The organism is Candidatus Mycobacterium methanotrophicum, assembly GCF_023515995.1.
GTDB classification, from domain to species: Bacteria; Actinomycetota; Actinomycetes; order Mycobacteriales; family Mycobacteriaceae; genus Mycobacterium; species Mycobacterium methanotrophicum.
Window position 1 is genome coordinate 678,177 of the sequence record NZ_CP097320.1, and the last position, 18,630, is coordinate 696,806.

Consider the following 18,630-nt stretch of genomic DNA (forward strand, 5'->3'; position numbering starts at 1 on the left):
AGGAAAAGGCGAGGATAGAGAGACTTAACAGACATGGGAATTCGCAAGTACAAGCCGACGACTCCGGGCCGCCGCGGTGCCAGCGTCTCCGATTTCGCCGAGATCACTCGATCCACCCCAGAGAAGTCGTTGGTCCGCCCATTGCACGGTCGCGGCGGTCGCAATGCGCACGGCCGCATCACCACCCGGCACAAGGGCGGCGGACATAAGCGGGCTTACCGGGTGGTTGACTTTCGTCGCAACGACAAGGACGGCGTCAACGCGAAGGTCGCGCACATCGAGTACGACCCCAACCGCACCGCGAACATCGCGCTGCTGCACTACCTGGACGGCGAAAAGCGCTACATCATTGCCCCGCAAGGACTTTCGCAGGGCGACGTAGTCGAGTCCGGTGCCAACGCTGATATCAAGCCCGGCAACAGCCTGCCACTGCGCAATATTCCGGCCGGTACCTTGATCCACGCCGTGGAGCTTCGGCCGGGCGGCGGTGCCAAGCTCGCTCGCTCGGCTGGGTCGAGCATTCAATTGCTCGGCAAGGAAGGGACTTACGCTTCCCTACGGATGCCCAGCGGTGAGATCCGTCGTGTCGACGTGCGCTGTCGCGCCACCGTCGGCGAGGTGGGTAACGCCGAGCAGGCCAACATCAACTGGGGCAAGGCCGGGCGGATGCGCTGGAAGGGCAAGCGGCCGTCGGTGCGTGGTGTGGTGATGAACCCGGTGGACCATCCGCACGGCGGTGGTGAGGGCAAGACCTCCGGTGGTCGTCACCCGGTCAGCCCGTGGGGTAAGCCCGAGGGGCGTACCCGCAAGAGCCACAAGCCCAGCGACAAGCTCATCGTCCGACGCCGGCGCACCGGCAAGAAGCACGGGCGCTAGGAAATTCGGAAATAGCCAGGAGCCAGTAAATGCCACGCAGCCTTAAGAAGGGTCCGTTCGTCGACGACCATCTGTTGAAGAAGGTCGACGTTCAGAACGAGAAGAACACCAAGCAGGTCATCAAGACCTGGTCGCGCCGGTCGACCATCATTCCCGACTTCATCGGACACACGTTCGCGGTCCACGACGGCCGCAAGCACGTGCCGGTGTTCATTACCGAGTCGATGGTGGGCCACAAGCTGGGCGAGTTCGCGGCGACACGCACCTTCAAGGGACACATCAAGGACGACCGGAAGGCCAAGCGGCGATGAGCGCCCCGACTGAATTCCCATCTGCGGTAGCCAAGGCACGGTTCGTGCGCGTATCGCCGAGCAAGGCGCGCCGGGTGATCAACCTGGTGCGCGGCAAGTCGGTAGCGGAGGCGCTGGACATTCTGCGCTGGGCGCCGCAGGCGGCCAGCCTGCCGGTGGCCAAGGTCATCGCGAGCGCCGCCGCCAACGCCCAGAACAACGACGGCTTGGACCCGGCGACTCTGGTGGTGGCCTCCGTCTACGCCGACGACGGTCCGACTGCCAAACGGATTCGTCCGCGCGCTCAGGGCCGCGCGTTCCGAATTCGCAGGCGTACCAGCCACATCACTGTGGTGGTGGAAAGCCGGCCGACCAAGGACGCGCGCGGTTCGCAATCTGCGAGCGCGGCCCGCGCCCGCCGCGCTCAGGCCAGCAAGGCTGCTGCGGGGAGCGCACCGGGCAAGAAGGCAACCGCCGAGAAGGCGCCGGCAAAGAAGACGTCCGCCGCGAAGTCCGCTGGGACCGAAACGACGTCGGAAACGAAGGGAGGCTCGCAGTAGTGGGCCAGAAGATCAATCCGCACGGATTCCGTCTCGGCATCACCACCGACTGGAAGTCGCGGTGGTATGCGGACAAGCAGTACGCCGAATACGTCAAGGAGGACGTGGCCATCCGTCGGCTGCTGTCCACCGGTTTGGAACGCGCCGGGATTGCCGACGTCGAGATCGAACGAACCCGGGACCGGGTTCGAGTGGACATCCACACCGCGCGGCCGGGTATCGTCATCGGCCGCCGCGGCACCGAGGCCGACCGTATCCGTGCCGACCTGGAAAAGCTGACCAAAAAGCAGGTTCAGCTCAACATCCTGGAAGTGAAAAACCCTGAGTCGCAAGCACAACTAGTCGCACAGGGTGTCGCAGAGCAGTTGAGCAACCGGGTGGCTTTCCGGCGCGCGATGCGCAAAGCCATTCAGTCGGCCATGCGTCAGGCAGGCGTCAAGGGCATCCGGGTGCAGTGCTCGGGCCGGCTCGGCGGAGCGGAGATGAGCCGCTCGGAGTTCTACCGCGAAGGCCGCGTGCCGCTGCACACGTTGCGCGCCGACATCGACTACGGGCTGTATGAGGCCAGGACCACCTTCGGCCGCATCGGCGTGAAGGTGTGGATCTACAAGGGCGACATCGTTGGCGGCAAACGCGAACTGGTCGCTCCGTCGGTCGCCGGTGCCGAGCGTCCCCGCCGTGAGCGGCCGTCGGGCACCCGTCCGCGCCGTAGTGGCGCCGCTGGCACGACGGCGACCAGCACCGAGGCCGGACGCGCCGCGTCGGGCGCTGAGGAAGCTTCGATCTCACAGGCCGCGCCGCCGGCTGACGAGGCTACCCTCGAGACGCAGAGCACGGAGAGCTGAACCATGTTGATTCCCCGCAAGGTCAAGCACCGTAAACAGCACCATCCGCGGCAGCGCGGGATCGCCAGCGGCGGCACGCAGGTGAGTTTCGGCGACTACGGGATCCAGGCGCTGGAGCATGCGTACGTCACCAACCGCCAGATCGAGGCCGCGCGTATCGCCATCAACCGGCACATCAAACGTGGCGGCAAGGTGTGGATCAACATCTTCCCGGACCGCCCGCTGACCAAAAAGCCGGCAGAGACCCGGATGGGTTCCGGTAAGGGCTCTCCGGAGTGGTGGATCGCCAACGTCAAGCCGGGCCGCGTGCTCTTCGAGCTGAGTTACCCGAACGAATCGGTCGCGCGGGCCGCACTGACTCGAGCAATCCACAAGCTGCCGATCAAGGCGCGCATCATCACCCGAGAGGAGCAGTTCTGATGGCAGTGGGAGTTTCCCCTGGCGAACTGCGCGAGCTTACTGACGACGAGCTGGTCGAGCGGCTACGCGAATCCAAGGAAGAGCTGTTCAACCTGCGTTTCCAGATGGCGACCGGCCAGCTCAACAACAATCGTCGACTCCGCGTCGTGCGCCAGCAGATTGCGCGCATCTACACCGTGCTACGGGAGCGTGAACTCGGCCTGGCGTCGGGCCCCGATGGCGCAGCGAGTGAGGAATCGTAATGGCAGAGGCGAACACCCCGCAGGAGTCTGCGGCGAAGAAGGCATCAGCGGAAGCCGCCCCGGAGAAGGCTGCCGCAATGCAAGGCACCGAGGGCGGTACGCCCGGCGACGATGCGGGCCGTCAGCGGCCCGCTGAGAGGCCGGGCCATGCTCGAGGCCCCAAGCACACACCGCGCACCCCGAAGCCGCGCGGTCAGCGTAAGACCCGCATCGGTTACGTGGTGAGCGACAAGATGCACAAGACCATCGTCGTCGAGCTGGAAGACCGGGTACGTCACCCGCTGTACGGCAAGATCATCCGGACCACCAAGAAGGTCAAGGCACACGACGAGAATGGCATAGCCGGCATCGGCGACCGCGTCTCGCTGATGGAGACGCGTCCACTGTCGGCGACGAAGCGCTGGCGGCTCGTCGACATCCTCGAGAAAGCCAAGTAACCTCCAGCGGTGTTTGCCGGGCCTAACCGGCCACCAGTCACAAAAGCCCCCAAAACCTGGGTGTTCCGGGGATTTTTGCGTTCCCCCGCAAGGGGGTGGTACCTCCAGGGCGGCGGGGTATAGTCGCATCCGCACGTCTCGGAGGTGCACTACGAGAGTGAGGCCCCAGCGATGGCGACCGAGTTCAACGGCAAGATCGAACTCGACATCCGTGATTCCGAGCCGGATTGGGGTCCGTTCGCCGCGCCCACCGCGCCGCAGGACGCTCCCAACATCCTGTATCTGGTGTGGGACGACACCGGCATCGCGACGTGGGACTGCTTTGGCGGCCTGGTCGAGATGCCGGCGATGACGCGCATCGCCGAGCGCGGAGTGCGCCTGTCGCAATTTCACACCACGGCACTGTGCTCACCGACGCGGGCGGCGTTGCTGACCGGCCGCAACGCCACCACCGTCGGCATGGCCATGATCGAAGAGTTCACCGAGGGCTTCCCCAATTCCAACGGTCGGATACCGGTTGAAACGGCCTTGCTGTCAGAGGTCTTGGCCGAACAGGGCTACAACACTTACTGCGTCGGCAAGTGGCACCTGACGCCACTTGAGGAATCGAATCTCGCTGCCACCAAGCGACACTGGCCGACGTCACGTGGCTTCGAGCGGTTCTACGGCTTCATGGGCGGCGAGACCGACCAGTGGTATCCCGACCTGGTCTATGACAACCATCCGGTGCTGCCGCCCGGGGGGCCCGAGGACGGCTACCACCTGTCGAAGGACATCGCCGACAAGACGATTGAGTTCATCCGGGACGCCAAGGTGATCGCGCCCGACAAACCGTGGTTCAGCTATGTTTGCCCCGGCGCCGGGCATGCCCCGCATCACGTCTTCAAAGAGTGGGCGGACCGCTACGCCGGCAAGTTCGACATGGGCTACGAGCGCTACCGCGAGATTGTGCTGGAAAAGCAGAAATCTCTTGGGATCGTGCCGCAGGACACCGAGCTGTCTGAAATGAACCCCTACCTCGACGTCAAGGGACCGGACGGCCAGCCATGGCCGCTGCAAGACACGGTACGGCCATGGGAGTCGTTGAACGACGACGAGAAGATGCTGTTCAGCCGGATGGCCGAAGTGTTCGCCGGCTTTTTGAGCTACACCGATGCCCAGATCGGCCGAATCCTGGACTATCTCGAGGAATCGGGCCAGCTGGACAACACGATCATCGTGGTGATCTCCGACAACGGCGCCAGCGGTGAGGGCGGTCCGAATGGATCGGTGAACGAGGGCAAGTTCTTCAACGGCTACATCGACACCGTCGAAGAAAGCATGAAGCTGTTCGACCACCTCGGTGGGCCGCAGACCTACAACCATTACCCGATCGGATGGGCGATGGCCTTCAACACGCCCTACAAGCTGTACAAACGCTACGCCTCGCACGAGGGCGGTATCGCCGATACGGCGATCATCTCCTGGCCTAACGGCATTGCCGCACACGGCGAGGTCCGGGACAACTATGTCAGTGTTTGCGATATCACCCCGACCGTCTACGAGCTGCTGGGGCTCACCCCACCGGACACCGTCAAGGGTATCCCGCAGAAACCGTTGGACGGCGTGAGTTTCAAAGCGGCACTTGCCGATCCGACTGCCGATACCGGCAAGCAGACCCAGTTCTACACCATGCTCGGCACCCGCGGCATCTGGCATCAGGGCTGGTTTGCCAACACTGTCCACGCGGCCACGCCGGCGGGCTGGGGCCACTTCGATGCCGATCGATGGGAGCTCTTCCACATCGACGCCGACCGCAGCCAGTGCCACGACCTGGCTGCCGCGCACCCCGAGAAGCTGGAAGAGCTGAAGGCGCTGTGGTTTTCCGAGGCGGGCAAATACAACGGCCTGCCGCTGTCGGATCTGAACATCCTTGAAACGCTGGGACGCTCCCGGCCTTACCTGGTCGGCGAAAGGCCCAGCTACACCTACTATCCCGACTGCGCGGACGTCGGCGTCGGCGCCGCCGCCGAGATTAGAGGCCGCTCGTTCGCGGTGCTGGCCGATGTGAGCGTGGATACCGCCGGCGCCGAAGGCGTGCTGTTCAAGCAGGGCGGCGGCCACGGCGGCCACGTGCTGTTCGTCCAAGACGGACGATTGCACTACGTCTACAACTTCCTCGGTGAGCGCCAGCAACTGATTTCGTCGTCGGATCCCCTGCTGCTGGGCAGACACCTTCTCGGCGTTCGCTATTCGCGGACCGCAACCGTGCAGAACAGCCACACGCCGCTCGGTGAGGTCACGCTGTTCATCGATGACACGCTGGTGGGCACGCTCGCAGATGTGATGGCACACCCGGGAACGTTCGGATTGGCGGGCGCCGGCATCTCGGTCGGGCGCAACGGCGGTTCGGCGGTGTCCAGCCGCTACAAGGCGCCGTTCACCGGCGGCGCCATCGCCCGGGTCACTATCGATCTAACTGGGCGGCCGTACCAGGATCTGGAAAAGGAACTGGCGCTGGCCTTTTCGCGTGACTGAGATTCATCTCACCGAGCTGGTCGAACTGCCGTGCGGATTATTCCGGATGGGGTCGACGAGCTTCTATCCCGAGGAAGCGCCGATCCACACGGTGAGTGTGCCGGCCTTCGCTGCGGAACGGCATCCGGTGACCAATGCTCAGTTTGCCGAATTCGTCTCCGCGACAGGGTATGTGACGGTCGCCGAGCAACCCATCGATCCCGCGCTCTACCCGGGTGCCGACCCAAGCGAGCTTCGCGCGGGCGCTATGGTGTTTCGTCCGACGCCAGGTCCGGTCGACCTGCGCGACTGGCGGCAATGGTGGGTCTGGGCGCCCGGCGCAAGCTGGCGCCATCCGTTCGGGCCAGACAGCGACATTGCCGACCGGCCCGACCATCCCGTCGTGCAGGTGGCCTACCCCGATGCCGCGGCATATGCGCGCTGGGCCGGCCGGCGGCTGCCGACCGAAGCCGAGTGGGAGTACGCCGCTCGCGGTGGAGCCAGCACCACGTATGCGTGGGGCGACCAGGAAAAGCCCGGCGGAAAGTTGATGGCCAACACCTGGCAGGGCAGGTTCCCTTACCGCAATGACGGTGCACTCGGCTGGGCCGGGACCTCGCCCGTCGGTGCGTTTGCACCGAACAAGTTCGGCCTTGTCGACATGATCGGCAATGTTTGGGAATGGACGGCCACCGAATTCTCGGCCCATCACCGACTGGATCGGCCGCCGAACGCTTGCTGTGCGCCGTCGGGGCCCGCGAATCCGGCCATCGCGCAGACGCTCAAGGGCGGCTCGCACCTGTGCGCGCCGGAGTACTGCCACCGGTATCGGCCTGCCGCGCGGTCACCGCAGTCGCAGGACACCGCCACCACCCACATCGGGTTCCGATGCGTGAGCGATCTGCCCGCCTGATCAGCTGATGGCGTCGACTGCGCCGGAGACTCGTGATTGAAAGTCAGGCGGCAGCGGGATGTAGCCGTGCTTGTCCAGGTCGATCTGGCCGGGGCCCAGCGTCGCCTGCAGTGCCGCTTTGACCGCTTGCCCGGTCGCGGGGTCGGGGTACTTGGAGCAGACGACTTCGTAGGTGACCATCGTGATCGGGTACACGTCATCTTGGGTGGTGTTATAAGACGACGACAGGTCGAGCACCAGGTTGTTGCCTTTGCCGACGAACTTGGCCTCGGTGATGGTCTTGCCGACCGAGTCAGTGCCGATGCGCACCGGGCGTCTCGACTTGCGGCTTCCCGGGGTTTTGATCTCGGCGGCGGAAAGTCCCTCGTTCATCGCGAAGGAAAGCTCGTTATACGTGACCGCGCCCTTGGTGTTCTTCACCATCGCCGAGGTGCCGTCGTTGCCTTTGGCGCCGGTGCCCACGCCGCCTTTGAACTCCTCGCCGCCGCCCTGGGTCCAGGTTTTGGTGGCTGCTGACTGAAGGTAGGCCTGGAAGTTGGCGGTGCTGCCGGATTTATCGCTGCGGTAGACGACCTTGATGTCCTCCGGGGGCGTCGACGCGTTCAGCGCGATGATGGCCGGGTCGTCCCACCGCGTGATGCTGCCGTTGAAGATCCCGGCCAGCGTGTGCGCGTCGAGCACCAAGAAGTCGACGTTGTACAGGTTGTAGGTGATGGCCAGCGGGCTGAACACCACCGGCAGGTTCCAGGCGTCGGCGCCGCCGCATCGCCGTTTGGCGGAGGCGTACTGGTCTTCGGCCAGCGGAATGTCCGATCCGGCGAAATCGCTCTTGCCCGCGAGGAAATCGCTGACTCCGTTGCCCGATCCGTTCGGAGTGTAGTTCAGCGTGCGTCCGGGGCAGGACCTGCTGTAAGCACTGACGAATGAGTTCATCGCGTTGGCTTGCGCCGTCGACCCGCTGGCGTTGATCGCCGCCTTGCCGCCGCAGGTCACGACCTCGTTGGCGGAGGCCATGCTGGTGTGCGGAACCTCGCACCCCGACAGCACGATGCTGCCCGCAGCCAGCAAACTCGCGGCGGCGACTAGTGGCTTGCCCTTCATGGTGTGTGCCTCACCCCGTAAGTCGATACGTGTCGACAATTGTAGCCAGCCGAACCTGCCTGCAAACAAACATCAGATTAACAGGTCAAGGCCCGTCCCACCCCGTGGTTTCGGCGTCGAAATTTCGCTAGCCCCAGCGATCTTGAACTGCGAGTTACCGATTGGCGACCAACGAGTGACAGGTTTCCAGAGTCTTGCCGGGCAAAGTTACTCGACCGCGCGGCGGGCATCGGTATTCGCTAACCTGACCCCGTGCTACGCCGACTGCCGCGACTTTACGGTAGCGATCTATGAGCGTCGACGCTCCACCCACAGCGCCACCGTCGCCGCGGACGGAGAAGCAGTCGCGACGCGGCATCGTGATCGGTCTGGCGATCCTGCTGACTTTCTTCGCCGCCTACGGCCTATCGCTGCTCGGCTTCCGCGCATTACAACGGTCAGAGGGCCCGCTCCCGCCGCTCGACCTGAGCCAGGCCGGGCCGGACGAGACCGTGGTGCAGATACGCCTTCAAGAGCTGAAGCCCACGACGAATCGCCTCACGGTGAACGTGCTCATCTATCCGGGTGACTCGCTGTACGACAAGCGTTTCGACGAGTTGAGCACCGACATCGCCGTGCGGCTGTACCCAGCTAACGACTTGGGAGACCTGCAATTCCCGAAAGGCAAAGCGCCGGCACAGGTCAACACCACGATCGAGGCGCACGGCAATCCAGGCAGCTGGCCGTTCGACTCCTACCGCACCGAGCCACAGTCGGCCGATGTGTTCGTCGGGACTGGCGCTGAGCGCGAACGGATGCCCGCCGTTGTCCAGGTGACCGGATCGATGGACGGCTGGGACGCGGCAGTCAAGCGCAATACCGATAAAAGCGAAACCGGCGGCCACAACAACAGCAGCGTGGTGATCACCCTGCAGCGGGCCAAGGGCCCGCTGATCTTCGACTTGGGCATCATCATGGTCCTGGTGACCCTGCCGACGTTGGCGTTGTTGGTGGCCATTCCGATGGCAATGGGCCGAAGAAAGTTCGTGCCGCCGTTCGCCACCTGGTATGCCGCGAACCTGTTCGCCATCGTTCCGCTGCGCAACATCCTTCCCGGCGCCCCACCGGCCGGTTCCATGATCGACCAGGCCCTGGTGCAGTGGGTACTGCTCGCCTTGGCGACGGCGACGGCCTTGTACGTCTACTCCTGGGTCCGGCACGGGGACTGACGCCGCGCCTTATGAACCGTGGCAGGTGTTTCACCGGGATCCGACGAGTCCGCGGGCAGGTCGCCGTGCCGGCCGCGTGGCTCGCCTGTTGCACCCGATAGAGGCGGGGACATCTGCATGCCGGCGGGACGCGGCCGCATCGCCCGGGGATGGCGATGGCCGCCAAATGCCGCAGTCGATACCGCAGCGCTTCCGGACCCGTCCAGCGCAGGCTAGCGCGACAAACCCTATCGACATAGTCGGACTCGATACGCCGAACGCGCCAACGTTAGCCGCCGCAGCAAACGCGCATGTATACCGATTGGCAGTCCGCGTGTGCACCCAGATTCCGCACTCGTGAGCGTCGTTGAGCCTTCTGTCGAGGCAGCTTAGCCTCAATGCCAGGAAGTTAAGGGTGTGACTGTTGCGTCAAGCGCGACATGCGGGGCATTTGGGGCTGTTGCGGTGAGATAGGTGCGGCTCCTGGTAGAAGAACGATCGCCAAGATCACGTTCTACCGAGGAGCCGCGATGCCGGGATTGTGCCATGCCCGTCGAGCCCGGGGCCGGGCGTGATGCCCGCGCCGCGTTGAGGCGGGTTGTCGAGACCGTGACCAGGACGGTCACCGTCGCGGCTGGCGTGTTCGCGCCCGGGCACCTGGGTGAGCTGACCCGGCAGGCGCCGTTCGAGTTGGTGGATTCGGTGTTGGAGCAGGCCCGGGCCGCCGAGCGGCGGTTGCGGGAGCTGCCGTCGCGGGTGGGGGTGTATTTCGATCTGGCGCTGGGCCTATACCCCGGGCTGGGATACCGCAAGGTGTGGGACAAGCTGACCTGCGCCCTGGATCCGGGATCGGCGGCGCCCTCGGCCACGGCGCTGCGCGCCCTGCGGCGCCGCCTCGGCCCGGCGCCGGTGCAGGCGCTGTTCGAGGTGCTGGCCGAACGGTGGCCTTCGACGGCTGTGTCTCGGCCAAAGTCCCCGACACCGCGGCGAACCGGTCCTTAGCTGGGCAAGCTGAACGCTGCGCGCGGGGTCACCGGGTATCCGGTGGCGGAGCTGATGACGCTGGTCGAGACCGGCACCCGCGCCCTGCTCGGCGCGGTGTTCGGGCCGCCCGCGACCGGGGAGACCGACTACGCGCGCAGGCTGCTGCACCTGCTCGACGACACCATGCTGGTGCTGTGCGACCGCGGCTTTGACGCTGGCGACTTCCTCACCGAGGTGACCGGCGCCGGCGCCGCGTTCCTGACCCGGCTGTGCGCCACCCGCCGCCTGCCGGTGCTGACTCGCCTCCGCGACGGCTCCTACCTGTCCACAATCGCCGCATCGAAGACACTGACGGTGCGGATCATCACCGCCGAGGTCACCGTCACCTGCGCCGACGGCACCCGCTACACCGCGACCTACCGGCCGGCCGCCACCCTGCTCGATCCGCGCCGGTATCCCGCCGCGGCGCTGATCGCGCTCTATCACCAACGGTGGGAACACGAGATCGCCTACCTGGCGCTGCGGCACACCCTCTGCCAACACCGGGTGCTGCGATCCGGCGACCCGGGCGGGCTGACCCAGGAGATGTGGGGCCTGCCCGCGCTCTACCAGGCGCTGCGCATCGCCATGCTGGACGCGATCGAATCCGTCCCCGGCGCCGACCCCGACCGGGCCAGCTTCACCACCGCCCTGGAAACAGCCAAAGACCAGCTCGTCACCGCCGGAAACATCATCCCCGACGACGTCGACCTCGTCGGTGACATCGGCCGCGCCGTCCTCGACGACCCGCTCTCGCCCCGACGGCCCCGCACCAGCGTCCGCAAGGTCAAATCCCCGCTCTCGAAATACCACAAGAAGGACCCCTACCGGCCCGAACGCAGCACCCCGATCACCAGCCTCACCGTCGCCATCAACGACCCCGAACCGAAAGCCGCGACACGCCAACCGAAATGCTTGACCAGAGCCCTCGGGCCTTAACTTCCTGGCATTGAGCCTAACCTAGCGGGCGGGGACCGGCTCGGGCATCGTCGACGAGTGGTGGTTGACGATCAACCACTTGCCATTCTGCTTCTGGTAGGCGAAGGTGTAGCGCGCCTGGATGTTTTGTAGCTGACCATCCCGGATCAACTCGAATGTATAGATGCCGGTGTTGATCGCGGTCTGCGGATCGATCACGGTGATGACCGCGCGGTCGATGCTGCCCCGCGGTTTGCTCTCCAGAAAATGCGTGAAGTAGTCCACGATTTCAGCACGGGTGGTACGGATCTGGTTGGACATCGTGGGCAGCAACACCGCGTTCGGAGCATACAGGTCGGCCACCTTCTCTGGATCGCCGGTAGCCAACGCGGCGTTCCATTGATCGAACAGCGCGGCGATCTCGTCTTGGCTGGGTAGTGCGGGTGGCGAAGCAAGCGGCTGTGTGATGGCGGGCGGTTGTTGTGGCGGGGTGGGTGACGCCTGATTCGCTGAGCACCCGGGTGTCGCCAGCGCTACCAGCACCGTCAATCCAGCCGCTAGCGCATGGATCCTATTACGCATGGCTTCACGCTTTCTTTCAGGAGTTGTACGAGGGCATGTCCCGAGTCTCGTGGAATTTGGGTGACGATCCATGGTGAACTCTAGGCGGCTGTGTCGACTGGGGATGGGCGTGTCGGCGCAGGGCCTCGACGAGCTGGGCCATCTGCTTGTAGCCCTTGATGCGGCGGAAGGATCGTTCGGCAGCACCATCTGCCCGTCGCGCCAGCGGGTGACGTCGGGGTTGGTGGTCCGGGCGATCGAAATCATTGATTCGACAGGGTTACTCCTGGTGAGCGGCTTGGCGAGCCGGCCGTCGATGCCCAGAGAGACGGTGAACATCTCCTCCAGCCCTTCGCGCAGTGACGCCGCCGCGCTGGGATAGCTTTTGTCAAGTTGCGCGGCAAGGGCTTTGGCGTTGCGCGGCCCTTGGTCGGGGTCTGGATGACCAAATTCCTTGGCTAGCTTGGCATCTACCTAGTCTTCCGTGTCGGGCAGATGCTCCGCTAGGTTGCGGCGCTTATGCAGGGTGCATCTTGGATCAGCGCCTTGGTGTCGAATACCTTGCGCACCGCGGCCGATAATGCCCGGGCGCACGACGTCCCGGGCACGACGAACACGATGGTCAGCACCACCCTGGCGCGCAGGGCGCGGACGCGACCCGCGTCAGCACGGGCAAGCGAGGCGGGTTATTCCGGCTCCGTCACCAGCAACGGTATCCGAATTCGACCGGGAACGAGGTGCCTGGTTCGAAAATAACCGGTGAGTCGCGGCTCCCGGGGTGATGTGGCGCTTGTCGCGCTCTATTGAGTCGTGTGGGTGCTCAGGCGGCCTGGTGTTGCGCGACGCTGATTTTGAGGATGGTTGCGACACTGACGGTGCACACGGTTTCGTGCGGTTTGGGGCGTCAGCTTGACGATGGGACACGCCCAGCCGTCGGCGAATATGCGCCCGGGAGGCCGGGTGGTGTGGTGAACAACACAGACTTCACCAATTTTTCGGTGCCGTGGATTCAGCCGGACCGGTCGGGCGGTGGCCGCAGCAGACGGCCACCTGTGATGAGCACGATCAGCTGCCATCCCGAGGCCTCCAGAACGGCGCCGAAGAAGCGCCGGACGGCCGCCGCGGCAGCACCCAGTGCATCGACCGCGTACGCCAACGGTGTTCGGTCCGCTACAGGCAAGACGGGGTCTTCACGGGCCAGGTTGACCCGGCTGTGCACCTCGGCGGCGCGCTGGCAAAGCCATGGACTACCGGTACGTGCCGCGCGCAGCCAGCCACGCACCGTATCGGCGGGCACACCCCAACCGCTCGGCGATCGATCGATGCCCCTGGCCGGCGGCGGCGGCCAGCAGTGCCGATCCGATGGTGTCGGCGTCGTCGGCCCGGCCGGGCACGCACCAGGCCGGCAGGAGCACCTGCGTGCGGCCGCAGGCCGGGTTGATACAGCGCACCCGGGCCGGACGCAACTGACGGCGTGCACCGCCGCGGGTACGCACCGACCGCGACCGCGCAAATCCATGCTTGCGGAACCGCCCACCACAGCCCGGGCACACCACTCGCCCTTCGCGCAGCCCCGCCTGGGTCTCGTGAGGGTCGGCAACGACGATCACCGCGATGGGCTCCTGGCATAGATTCCACAGTCTCCTCGCCCGCTGACATCGACAAGGGGCGATCGGTGTTGCAGGCTTGCAAACCACCTCGGGTCAGCGCAACCACCGGCACACCGCGTGCCCCCTACCGGAATCGCCCCTGGTCCGACCCAGTCACCGCGACACCATGACCACCAGAGCTGATCAAGAACACTGACGCCAAACCCCTCCGTGGTCGTCATACACCGTGACGCTCAACACCGGGATCGGCTCGAAGAGGACGGTGAACCCGAGCGCGTTGGCTTGGCCGACGATGCGGCGCATGGCGCGTTCGGGATCCAGCCGTGCGAAGTAGTCACCGCCGAGATCGGCGTAGTCGACGTCGTCGGTGAGCATGTGCCAGACCGCGGTCAGGATTGAGTGTTGGATGGCGACAATGGCTTTCGTCTTACCCAGGCGGGGCGCTAGGCGCTGATATCGGGCCCCGAGGTAGGTGGTGTCTTTGGCGCGGGCTGCGGCCATCGCAGCGGTGCCCAGCGCTCCGGTAAGCCATCGGTTGCCGTGACGGGTCTTGCCGGATCGGCGTTTGCGGGCCGACTCGTGATGGCCCGGGCACACCCCGGCCCACGACGCCAGGTGCGCGGCGGTGCGAAAGCGGCTCATGTCGGCGCCGGTCTCAGCGATGATGACCTCAGCGACGCACTGGCCCACGCCCGGGATCGTCGCCAACTGCTCAAGCTGGCGGGCGAAAGGGTGCATCTGCTCCTCGACGCGCTCCGATAGTTCCCCGATGGCCGCTGTGAGCTGGTCGATGCGTCGCAGGTGTAGCCGGCACAGGAAGGCATGATGGTCACCGAAGTTGCCGTTCAACGCCTGCACCAACGGCGGGATCTTGGGCCGCATCCGAGCCTTGGCCAGCTCGGCCAGCGCCCGCGGGTCTCGTTGGCCGTCGATCAGCGCGGCTAACATCGCCCGCCCGGAGACGCCCAGAATGTCGGTGGCCACCGACGAGAGCTTGATCCCGGCGTCTTCGAGCTCCTTTTCCAACCGTTGGGCCTTCCGGCTGCGCTCAGCGGTCGGCGTGGTGCGGTAGCGGGTCAAATCCCGCAGCTGCCGGATCGGCTCGGGCGGCGCGAACGAGGCCCGCAACAGCCCACACTGACCCAACTGACACAACCAAGCAGCATCACAAACATCGGTTTTGCGCCCAGGCAACCCTTTGACGTGCGCGGCGTTGAGCAGGATCACGTTCAGGTCGTCCTCCAGCAGGTAGAACGCACCGCGCCAGTCATCGCCAGTGGCCTCTAGCACCACCAAAGACACCCGCTCGGCGATCAGCCAGTCCCGTAGCTCCAGCAACGCGTTGGTGGTGGTGGCATAGGCGCGGATCTCCTGGCGGCGAGACCGCTTGCCCTTGGGGCCAGGTGCGCGCACGCACGCCTTGAGGTCGGCTCTTCTGACATAGTTGTGGGTCTGCGACCTGAAGGGTTTGGGCGCAACGCCGTGTCCTGCTTACGTTTTGGACTGTTGGAGGTTCAAGACGAAGAAGGGGTACGGCGTTGCGCAATTCCAGGGTATTCGCGAGGGCTCTCGGTGGCCAAGACATGGTGGTCGAGGACGTATCGATAGAGGTCGAGACCTCACGCGCCAAGACGCCGGTGAGCAGCGAAGTGCTGGTGTTTTCGGTGCGTCCCAAGGCCTCGCAGACTAGCCGCTGTTCACGCTGCCGCCGCCGCTGCCCCGGATATGACGGCGGAGAGAGCTCGCGGCGGTGGCGCACCCTGGACGTGGGCGCCACCAAGGCATACCTGCAGGCCGCCGCACCACGGGTGCAATGCAGTGAGCATGGAGTGGTGGTGGCTCATGTGCCGTGGGCGCGAGCCGGCGCCCGCCACACCTGGGCATTCGAGGACACCTGCGCATGGCTGGCCGCCCATACCGCGCTCAGCGTGCTGACCGTGCTGTTGCGGATAGCGTGGCGCACCGTGGCGGCGATCGTGACCCGGGTGGTCGCCGACGGTCGCGACACCAACGACCTGCTGGTCGGGCTGACCAGGATCGGTATCGACGAGATTTCGTACCGCAAGGGGCACCGCTATTTAACGGTGATCGTGGACCACACGACAGGCAGGCTGGTGTGGGCTCGTGAGGGCCGCAACCAGGACACCCTGGGGGCGTTCTTTGACCAGCTGGGAACCCAACGCGCCGCGCAGTTGAGCCATGTCAGCTGCGACGGTGCGGAATGGATCCACGCCGTGGTGCGAGCGCGTGCCCCGCAGGCGCTGATCTGCCTAGATCCATTCCATGTAGTGGCCTGGACGCTCAAAGCGCTAGACAAGGTGCGGGCGCGGACCATGACCAAAGCCGGTGTCCGCGACCGGCACGCGATGTGGGCAACCCGCAAAAACCCGGCCGATTTGACCGGCGAGCAACGCAGCAGCCTCGCAGCGATCGCCGACACCAACCGCGCTCTCTACCGGGCGTATCTGCTCAAAGAGCAACTCCGCGAAGTGTTTCGAGTCAAAGGCCGCGCCGGACACCAACTGCTGGCCGGCTGGTTGTCGTGGGCAAGCCACTCGCGCATCCCCGAGTTCGTCGCCCTGGCCCGCACCATCCGCCGCTACCGCGATCTGATCGCCAACACCCTTGACCATGGGCTCTCGAATGCCCTCTCCGAAGCCACCAATACCCACCTGCGAGCACTGACCAAACGTGCCTACGGGTTTCATAGCCCTGACGCGCTCATCGCCATGGCGCTGCTCACCCGAGGCGGCCTGTGCCCCTCTCTACCCGGACGGGCAGCATGAAACCCCGCCCACGGAAACGTCAGTAGATTCTTGAGGTCCTTCTTGCCGATATCCAGCGCAGCGCAGCGCTCATGCAGCAATTCCTCGAATTCCTTCCGGACACAACAACTTCCAACCAGGTACGACCGTCCGGAGGAACCGCAGGGCTTAAAGAATCTGGTCCGCGTGCTCATAGCAACAATCGACAGTTCCTGTCGGTGGCTCCCAACACCATGCTGACCGACGAGCTCAGGGCATCACAGGAAATCCGGCGTCCCGGACGACCGCGGCCCCATTTTCCCGTGCTCTCCTTCTTCCTCAGGCGTTACACCGTTTAACTTACAGACCCTGACCGAATGCCGTTGTGGCCGTGGCGATCCCCAGCACCGAGCAGGAGACGGCGCGGGATTTGGTGCAGGCACGCGAAGACTGTCGTGGGGATCTGATGAGCGCCCGGCATCGGTTGTCGAAGTTGCTGTTGCGCCACGGGATCGTCGACTACGGCGGTGCCGCCTGGACCGGCAAACACGAGCTGTGGTTGCGCGGCCAACGGTTCGATGCCCCGGGGTTGCAGCTGGCCTACGATGCGTTTCGATGCGATGCTGGCCTCCGGGAAGTCAAGTTCGAGCCGGGTCGTCCTCCCGCCCGACGTCCTCCAGGTTCACTCCCGCGGTTTCGATCCGGAACAGGTAGGTCACGACAGCCCCCAGTAGGAAGCACACGACCAGCCCCCATAGCAGCGCCGTTGTGCCGATGGTCTTGAGCAGGATCGGAAACAGGAACGCCGTCAGTACGGCGCCGACCTTGGCGAAGGATGCGGCGAAGCCGGCGCCCTTGCCCCGGACCTCGGTGGGAAAGACTTCGCCCGCAAGCAAATAGGTCATGGCGTTCGGCCCGAAGTTGGCCATGAAGTAGAACAGCGTGAAACCGAGGAAGAGCAACCACATGATGTTGCTGCCGTCCGGACGGATGGACAGCCCGGACAAGAGCAGACCGACCGCGCAGCCGATGAAGCCGACGATCTGCAGTTTGATACGCCCGACTCTGTCCACCAGGAAAATGGCGACGATAACGCCCAAGACGAATAACACGTCCATCATGGCCGAGCCCTTGGCGCCCAGGATGTCGTTGTGGATGGTGTCCGCCAGCGCGTGCGACTTCGACTCTTTGCCGATGACGGCGGCCAGAATCGTCGGTGTGAAGATGCCGATGCCGTAGACCCCCAGGTCCTGCAGGAACCACGGAACCGAGGCCAGGATCGTCGCGCGACGGTTCCTCTTCTTGAACAGCGCTAGGTAGCTGCCGCTAGCCGCGCCGAACGCGGCCGTATGGACCAAGTGTCCGAGGGACACGTCCTTGGGGTACTGCGGGCTGCGCCTGAGCAGTCTGTAAGTGGCCTTCTCACCGTCTTCGGTTCGGCCCTTCGACACCAGCCAGTGGGGACTCTCCGTGATGTACAAGCGCCCGACGACGACAAGGATCGCCGGCACGATCGCCGCCGCGTACATCATCCGCCATGCGCCCAAGTCCGGATTCGCATACAGGATGCCGAAGCCCAACGCTGTGCCGAAGAACGCTCCGACGGCCTGGAACGCGAAGGCACTCAGCACCAGCCGTCCCCGCATCGAAGTCGCGATGCTCTCCGAGATCACCATATGCGCGGTCGGGTAGTCACAGCCCAGTGCGGTTCCGGCCCCAAACAGGCAGATGACCAGCGCGATGAAGTTGGGGGCGAACGTCAGCGCCACCAAGAAGACGGAGAAGATGATCATCTCCGCGATGAACATCGACCTGCGTCCATAGCTGTCCGCCAAACCACCGAGGGCCGAGGCGCCGACCAGGATGCCCGCCAGAGAGGCCGCGGTGACCAGGCCTTTGTCGGCGGCGTTCAGGTGGAACTGGATCGAGATCAGCGGCAAGGCCACTCCGGTCATGAACACAACCATGCCCTCGAAAAACTTGCCCGCGCAGGCCAGCGCCCAGATCCGGAACTGCATGGCGGTCATTGGCGCCGTCGGCAACATCGTGCCGTCAGACCAGGTGGGCCGCTCGTCGATGTATTCCTGGACCGTCTTTCCGCTGATCTTCGGCGCCTGCGGTTCGTTGAGCGCGCCGGTCACTAAGGCACCTCTCCCAGAGTCGTCGTCGCCACCGACCTCGCCCACCGGACGCTGCACGTGCGCAGCTTCGCTGGCATGCACAACCCCGCTCACCAGCGTCAACTGCGCAGACGCTAACCCGACTAATTGAACGGGCGCTGACGGTCGGATGAATTCGGCGGACGTGGTGATCTCCATTCACAGCCAGGGAGGAAGACCACCGGCGTCAGCTCGCGCAATTCGAAGCGATATCAGGATCTGCAGCGCCATTGAGCGACCCGAGACGG

18 protein-coding genes and 3 pseudogenes are annotated in these 18,630 nt (G+C 64.9%); 14 read left to right on the forward strand and 7 right to left on the reverse strand.

The features are described 5' to 3' along the window. The first annotated feature begins 33 nt into the window (after positions 1-33). From rplB to M5I08_RS03770, 9 genes are all read left to right on the forward strand, one after another. Positions 34-876 (forward strand): 50S ribosomal protein L2, encoded by an 843-nt coding sequence (gene rplB / locus M5I08_RS03730; RefSeq protein WP_219069250.1) that lies wholly within the window; start codon positions 34-36, stop codon positions 874-876. Between the two features lie 29 nt (positions 877-905). Then, positions 906-1,187 (forward strand): 30S ribosomal protein S19, encoded by a 282-nt coding sequence (gene rpsS, locus M5I08_RS03735; RefSeq protein WP_219069252.1) that lies wholly within the window; start codon positions 906-908, stop codon positions 1,185-1,187. Continuing rightward, positions 1,184-1,726 carry a 50S ribosomal protein L22 gene (gene rplV / locus M5I08_RS03740; RefSeq protein ID WP_219069254.1) on the forward strand — a complete coding sequence of 181 codons (543 nt, stop codon included), beginning with the start codon at positions 1,184-1,186 and terminating at the stop codon, positions 1,724-1,726. The genes rpsS and rplV overlap by 4 nt, the downstream gene beginning before the upstream one ends. After that, positions 1,726-2,571 (forward strand): 30S ribosomal protein S3, encoded by an 846-nt coding sequence (rpsC, locus tag M5I08_RS03745; RefSeq protein WP_219069255.1) that lies wholly within the window; start codon positions 1,726-1,728, stop codon positions 2,569-2,571. Before rplV ends, rpsC begins: the two co-directional genes overlap by 1 nt. 3 nt (positions 2,572-2,574) lie before the next feature. Next, positions 2,575-2,991, forward strand: a complete 417-nt coding sequence (rplP, locus tag M5I08_RS03750; protein ID WP_219069257.1) for a 50S ribosomal protein L16 — start codon at positions 2,575-2,577, stop codon at positions 2,989-2,991. Next, complete coding sequence (gene rpmC, locus M5I08_RS03755; RefSeq protein WP_219069259.1) at positions 2,991-3,233, forward strand: 50S ribosomal protein L29; 243 nt, start codon at positions 2,991-2,993, stop codon at positions 3,231-3,233. Before rplP ends, rpmC begins: the two co-directional genes overlap by 1 nt. Further along, the gene (rpsQ, locus tag M5I08_RS03760; RefSeq protein ID WP_219069261.1) at positions 3,233-3,670 is read left to right on the forward strand and encodes a 30S ribosomal protein S17; all 438 of its coding nucleotides are present in this window, start codon (positions 3,233-3,235) and stop codon (positions 3,668-3,670) included. The genes rpmC and rpsQ overlap by 1 nt, the downstream gene beginning before the upstream one ends. A gap of 171 nt (positions 3,671-3,841) precedes the next feature. Next, positions 3,842-6,187, forward strand: coding sequence for an arylsulfatase (locus M5I08_RS03765; RefSeq protein ID WP_249763103.1), 2,346 nt, complete (start codon positions 3,842-3,844; stop codon positions 6,185-6,187). Positions 6,188-6,233: 46 nt separating this feature from the next. Continuing rightward, complete coding sequence (locus M5I08_RS03770; RefSeq protein ID WP_249763292.1) at positions 6,234-7,079, forward strand: formylglycine-generating enzyme family protein; 846 nt, start codon at positions 6,234-6,236, stop codon at positions 7,077-7,079. On the opposite strand, the gene pstS is transcribed toward M5I08_RS03770, so the two are convergent. Continuing rightward, positions 7,080-8,180, reverse strand: a complete 1,101-nt coding sequence (pstS, locus tag M5I08_RS03775) for a phosphate ABC transporter substrate-binding protein PstS (RefSeq protein WP_219070831.1) — start codon at positions 8,178-8,180, stop codon at positions 7,080-7,082. A 290-nt stretch (positions 8,181-8,470) separates the two neighbouring features. Between pstS and M5I08_RS03780 the strand changes: the two genes are divergently transcribed. The 3 genes from M5I08_RS03780 to M5I08_RS03790 all read left to right on the forward strand — a co-directional run bounded on the left by M5I08_RS03780 (position 8,471) and on the right by M5I08_RS03790 (position 11,329). Beyond that, positions 8,471-9,388 carry a DUF4436 domain-containing protein gene (locus tag M5I08_RS03780; RefSeq protein ID WP_219070830.1) on the forward strand — a complete coding sequence of 306 codons (918 nt, stop codon included), beginning with the start codon at positions 8,471-8,473 and terminating at the stop codon, positions 9,386-9,388. Between the two features lie 525 nt (positions 9,389-9,913). Continuing rightward, positions 9,914-10,369, forward strand: a complete 456-nt coding sequence (locus M5I08_RS03785) for a transposase domain-containing protein (RefSeq protein ID WP_249763104.1) — start codon at positions 9,914-9,916, stop codon at positions 10,367-10,369. A gap of 42 nt (positions 10,370-10,411) precedes the next feature. After that, a complete protein-coding gene (locus M5I08_RS03790) occupies positions 10,412-11,329 on the forward strand; it encodes a transposase (protein WP_249763105.1) in 918 nt (305 codons plus the stop codon). Between the two features lie 21 nt (positions 11,330-11,350). On the opposite strand, the gene M5I08_RS03795 is transcribed toward M5I08_RS03790, so the two are convergent. The 5 genes and pseudogenes from M5I08_RS03795 to M5I08_RS03815 form a co-directional block, all read right to left on the reverse strand. Continuing rightward, positions 11,351-11,890: an SgcJ/EcaC family oxidoreductase gene (locus M5I08_RS03795; RefSeq protein WP_219070818.1), complete on the reverse strand. Its 540-nt coding sequence runs from the start codon at positions 11,888-11,890 to the stop codon at positions 11,351-11,353. 16 nt (positions 11,891-11,906) lie between these two features. Next, positions 11,907-12,459, reverse strand: a pseudogene (locus tag M5I08_RS03800) (transposase); the annotation flags it as partial. Positions 12,460-12,878: 419 nt separating this feature from the next. Beyond that, a complete protein-coding gene (locus tag M5I08_RS03805) occupies positions 12,879-13,049 on the reverse strand; it encodes a hypothetical protein (protein ID WP_219070817.1) in 171 nt (56 codons plus the stop codon). Positions 13,050-13,116: 67 nt separating this feature from the next. Beyond that, positions 13,117-13,479: a DUF6431 domain-containing protein gene (locus M5I08_RS03810; RefSeq protein ID WP_219070816.1), complete on the reverse strand. Its 363-nt coding sequence runs from the start codon at positions 13,477-13,479 to the stop codon at positions 13,117-13,119. Positions 13,480-13,662: 183 nt separating this feature from the next. Then, positions 13,663-14,919 (reverse strand): annotated as a pseudogene (locus M5I08_RS03815) (IS110 family RNA-guided transposase); the annotation flags it as partial. Between the two features lie 98 nt (positions 14,920-15,017). Between M5I08_RS03815 and M5I08_RS03820 the strand changes: the two are divergent. Continuing rightward, positions 15,018-16,265: an ISL3 family transposase gene (locus tag M5I08_RS03820; RefSeq protein WP_249762939.1), complete on the forward strand. Its 1,248-nt coding sequence runs from the start codon at positions 15,018-15,020 to the stop codon at positions 16,263-16,265. A 340-nt stretch (positions 16,266-16,605) separates the two neighbouring features. Further along, a pseudogene (locus M5I08_RS03825) lies at positions 16,606-16,830 on the forward strand (IS110 family RNA-guided transposase); the annotation flags it as partial. 31 nt (positions 16,831-16,861) lie between these two features. On the opposite strand, the gene M5I08_RS03830 reads toward M5I08_RS03825, so the two are convergent. Continuing rightward, positions 16,862-18,457, reverse strand: a complete 1,596-nt coding sequence (locus tag M5I08_RS03830) for an MFS transporter (RefSeq protein ID WP_249763293.1) — start codon at positions 18,455-18,457, stop codon at positions 16,862-16,864. Positions 18,458-18,630: the final 173 nt, after the last annotated feature.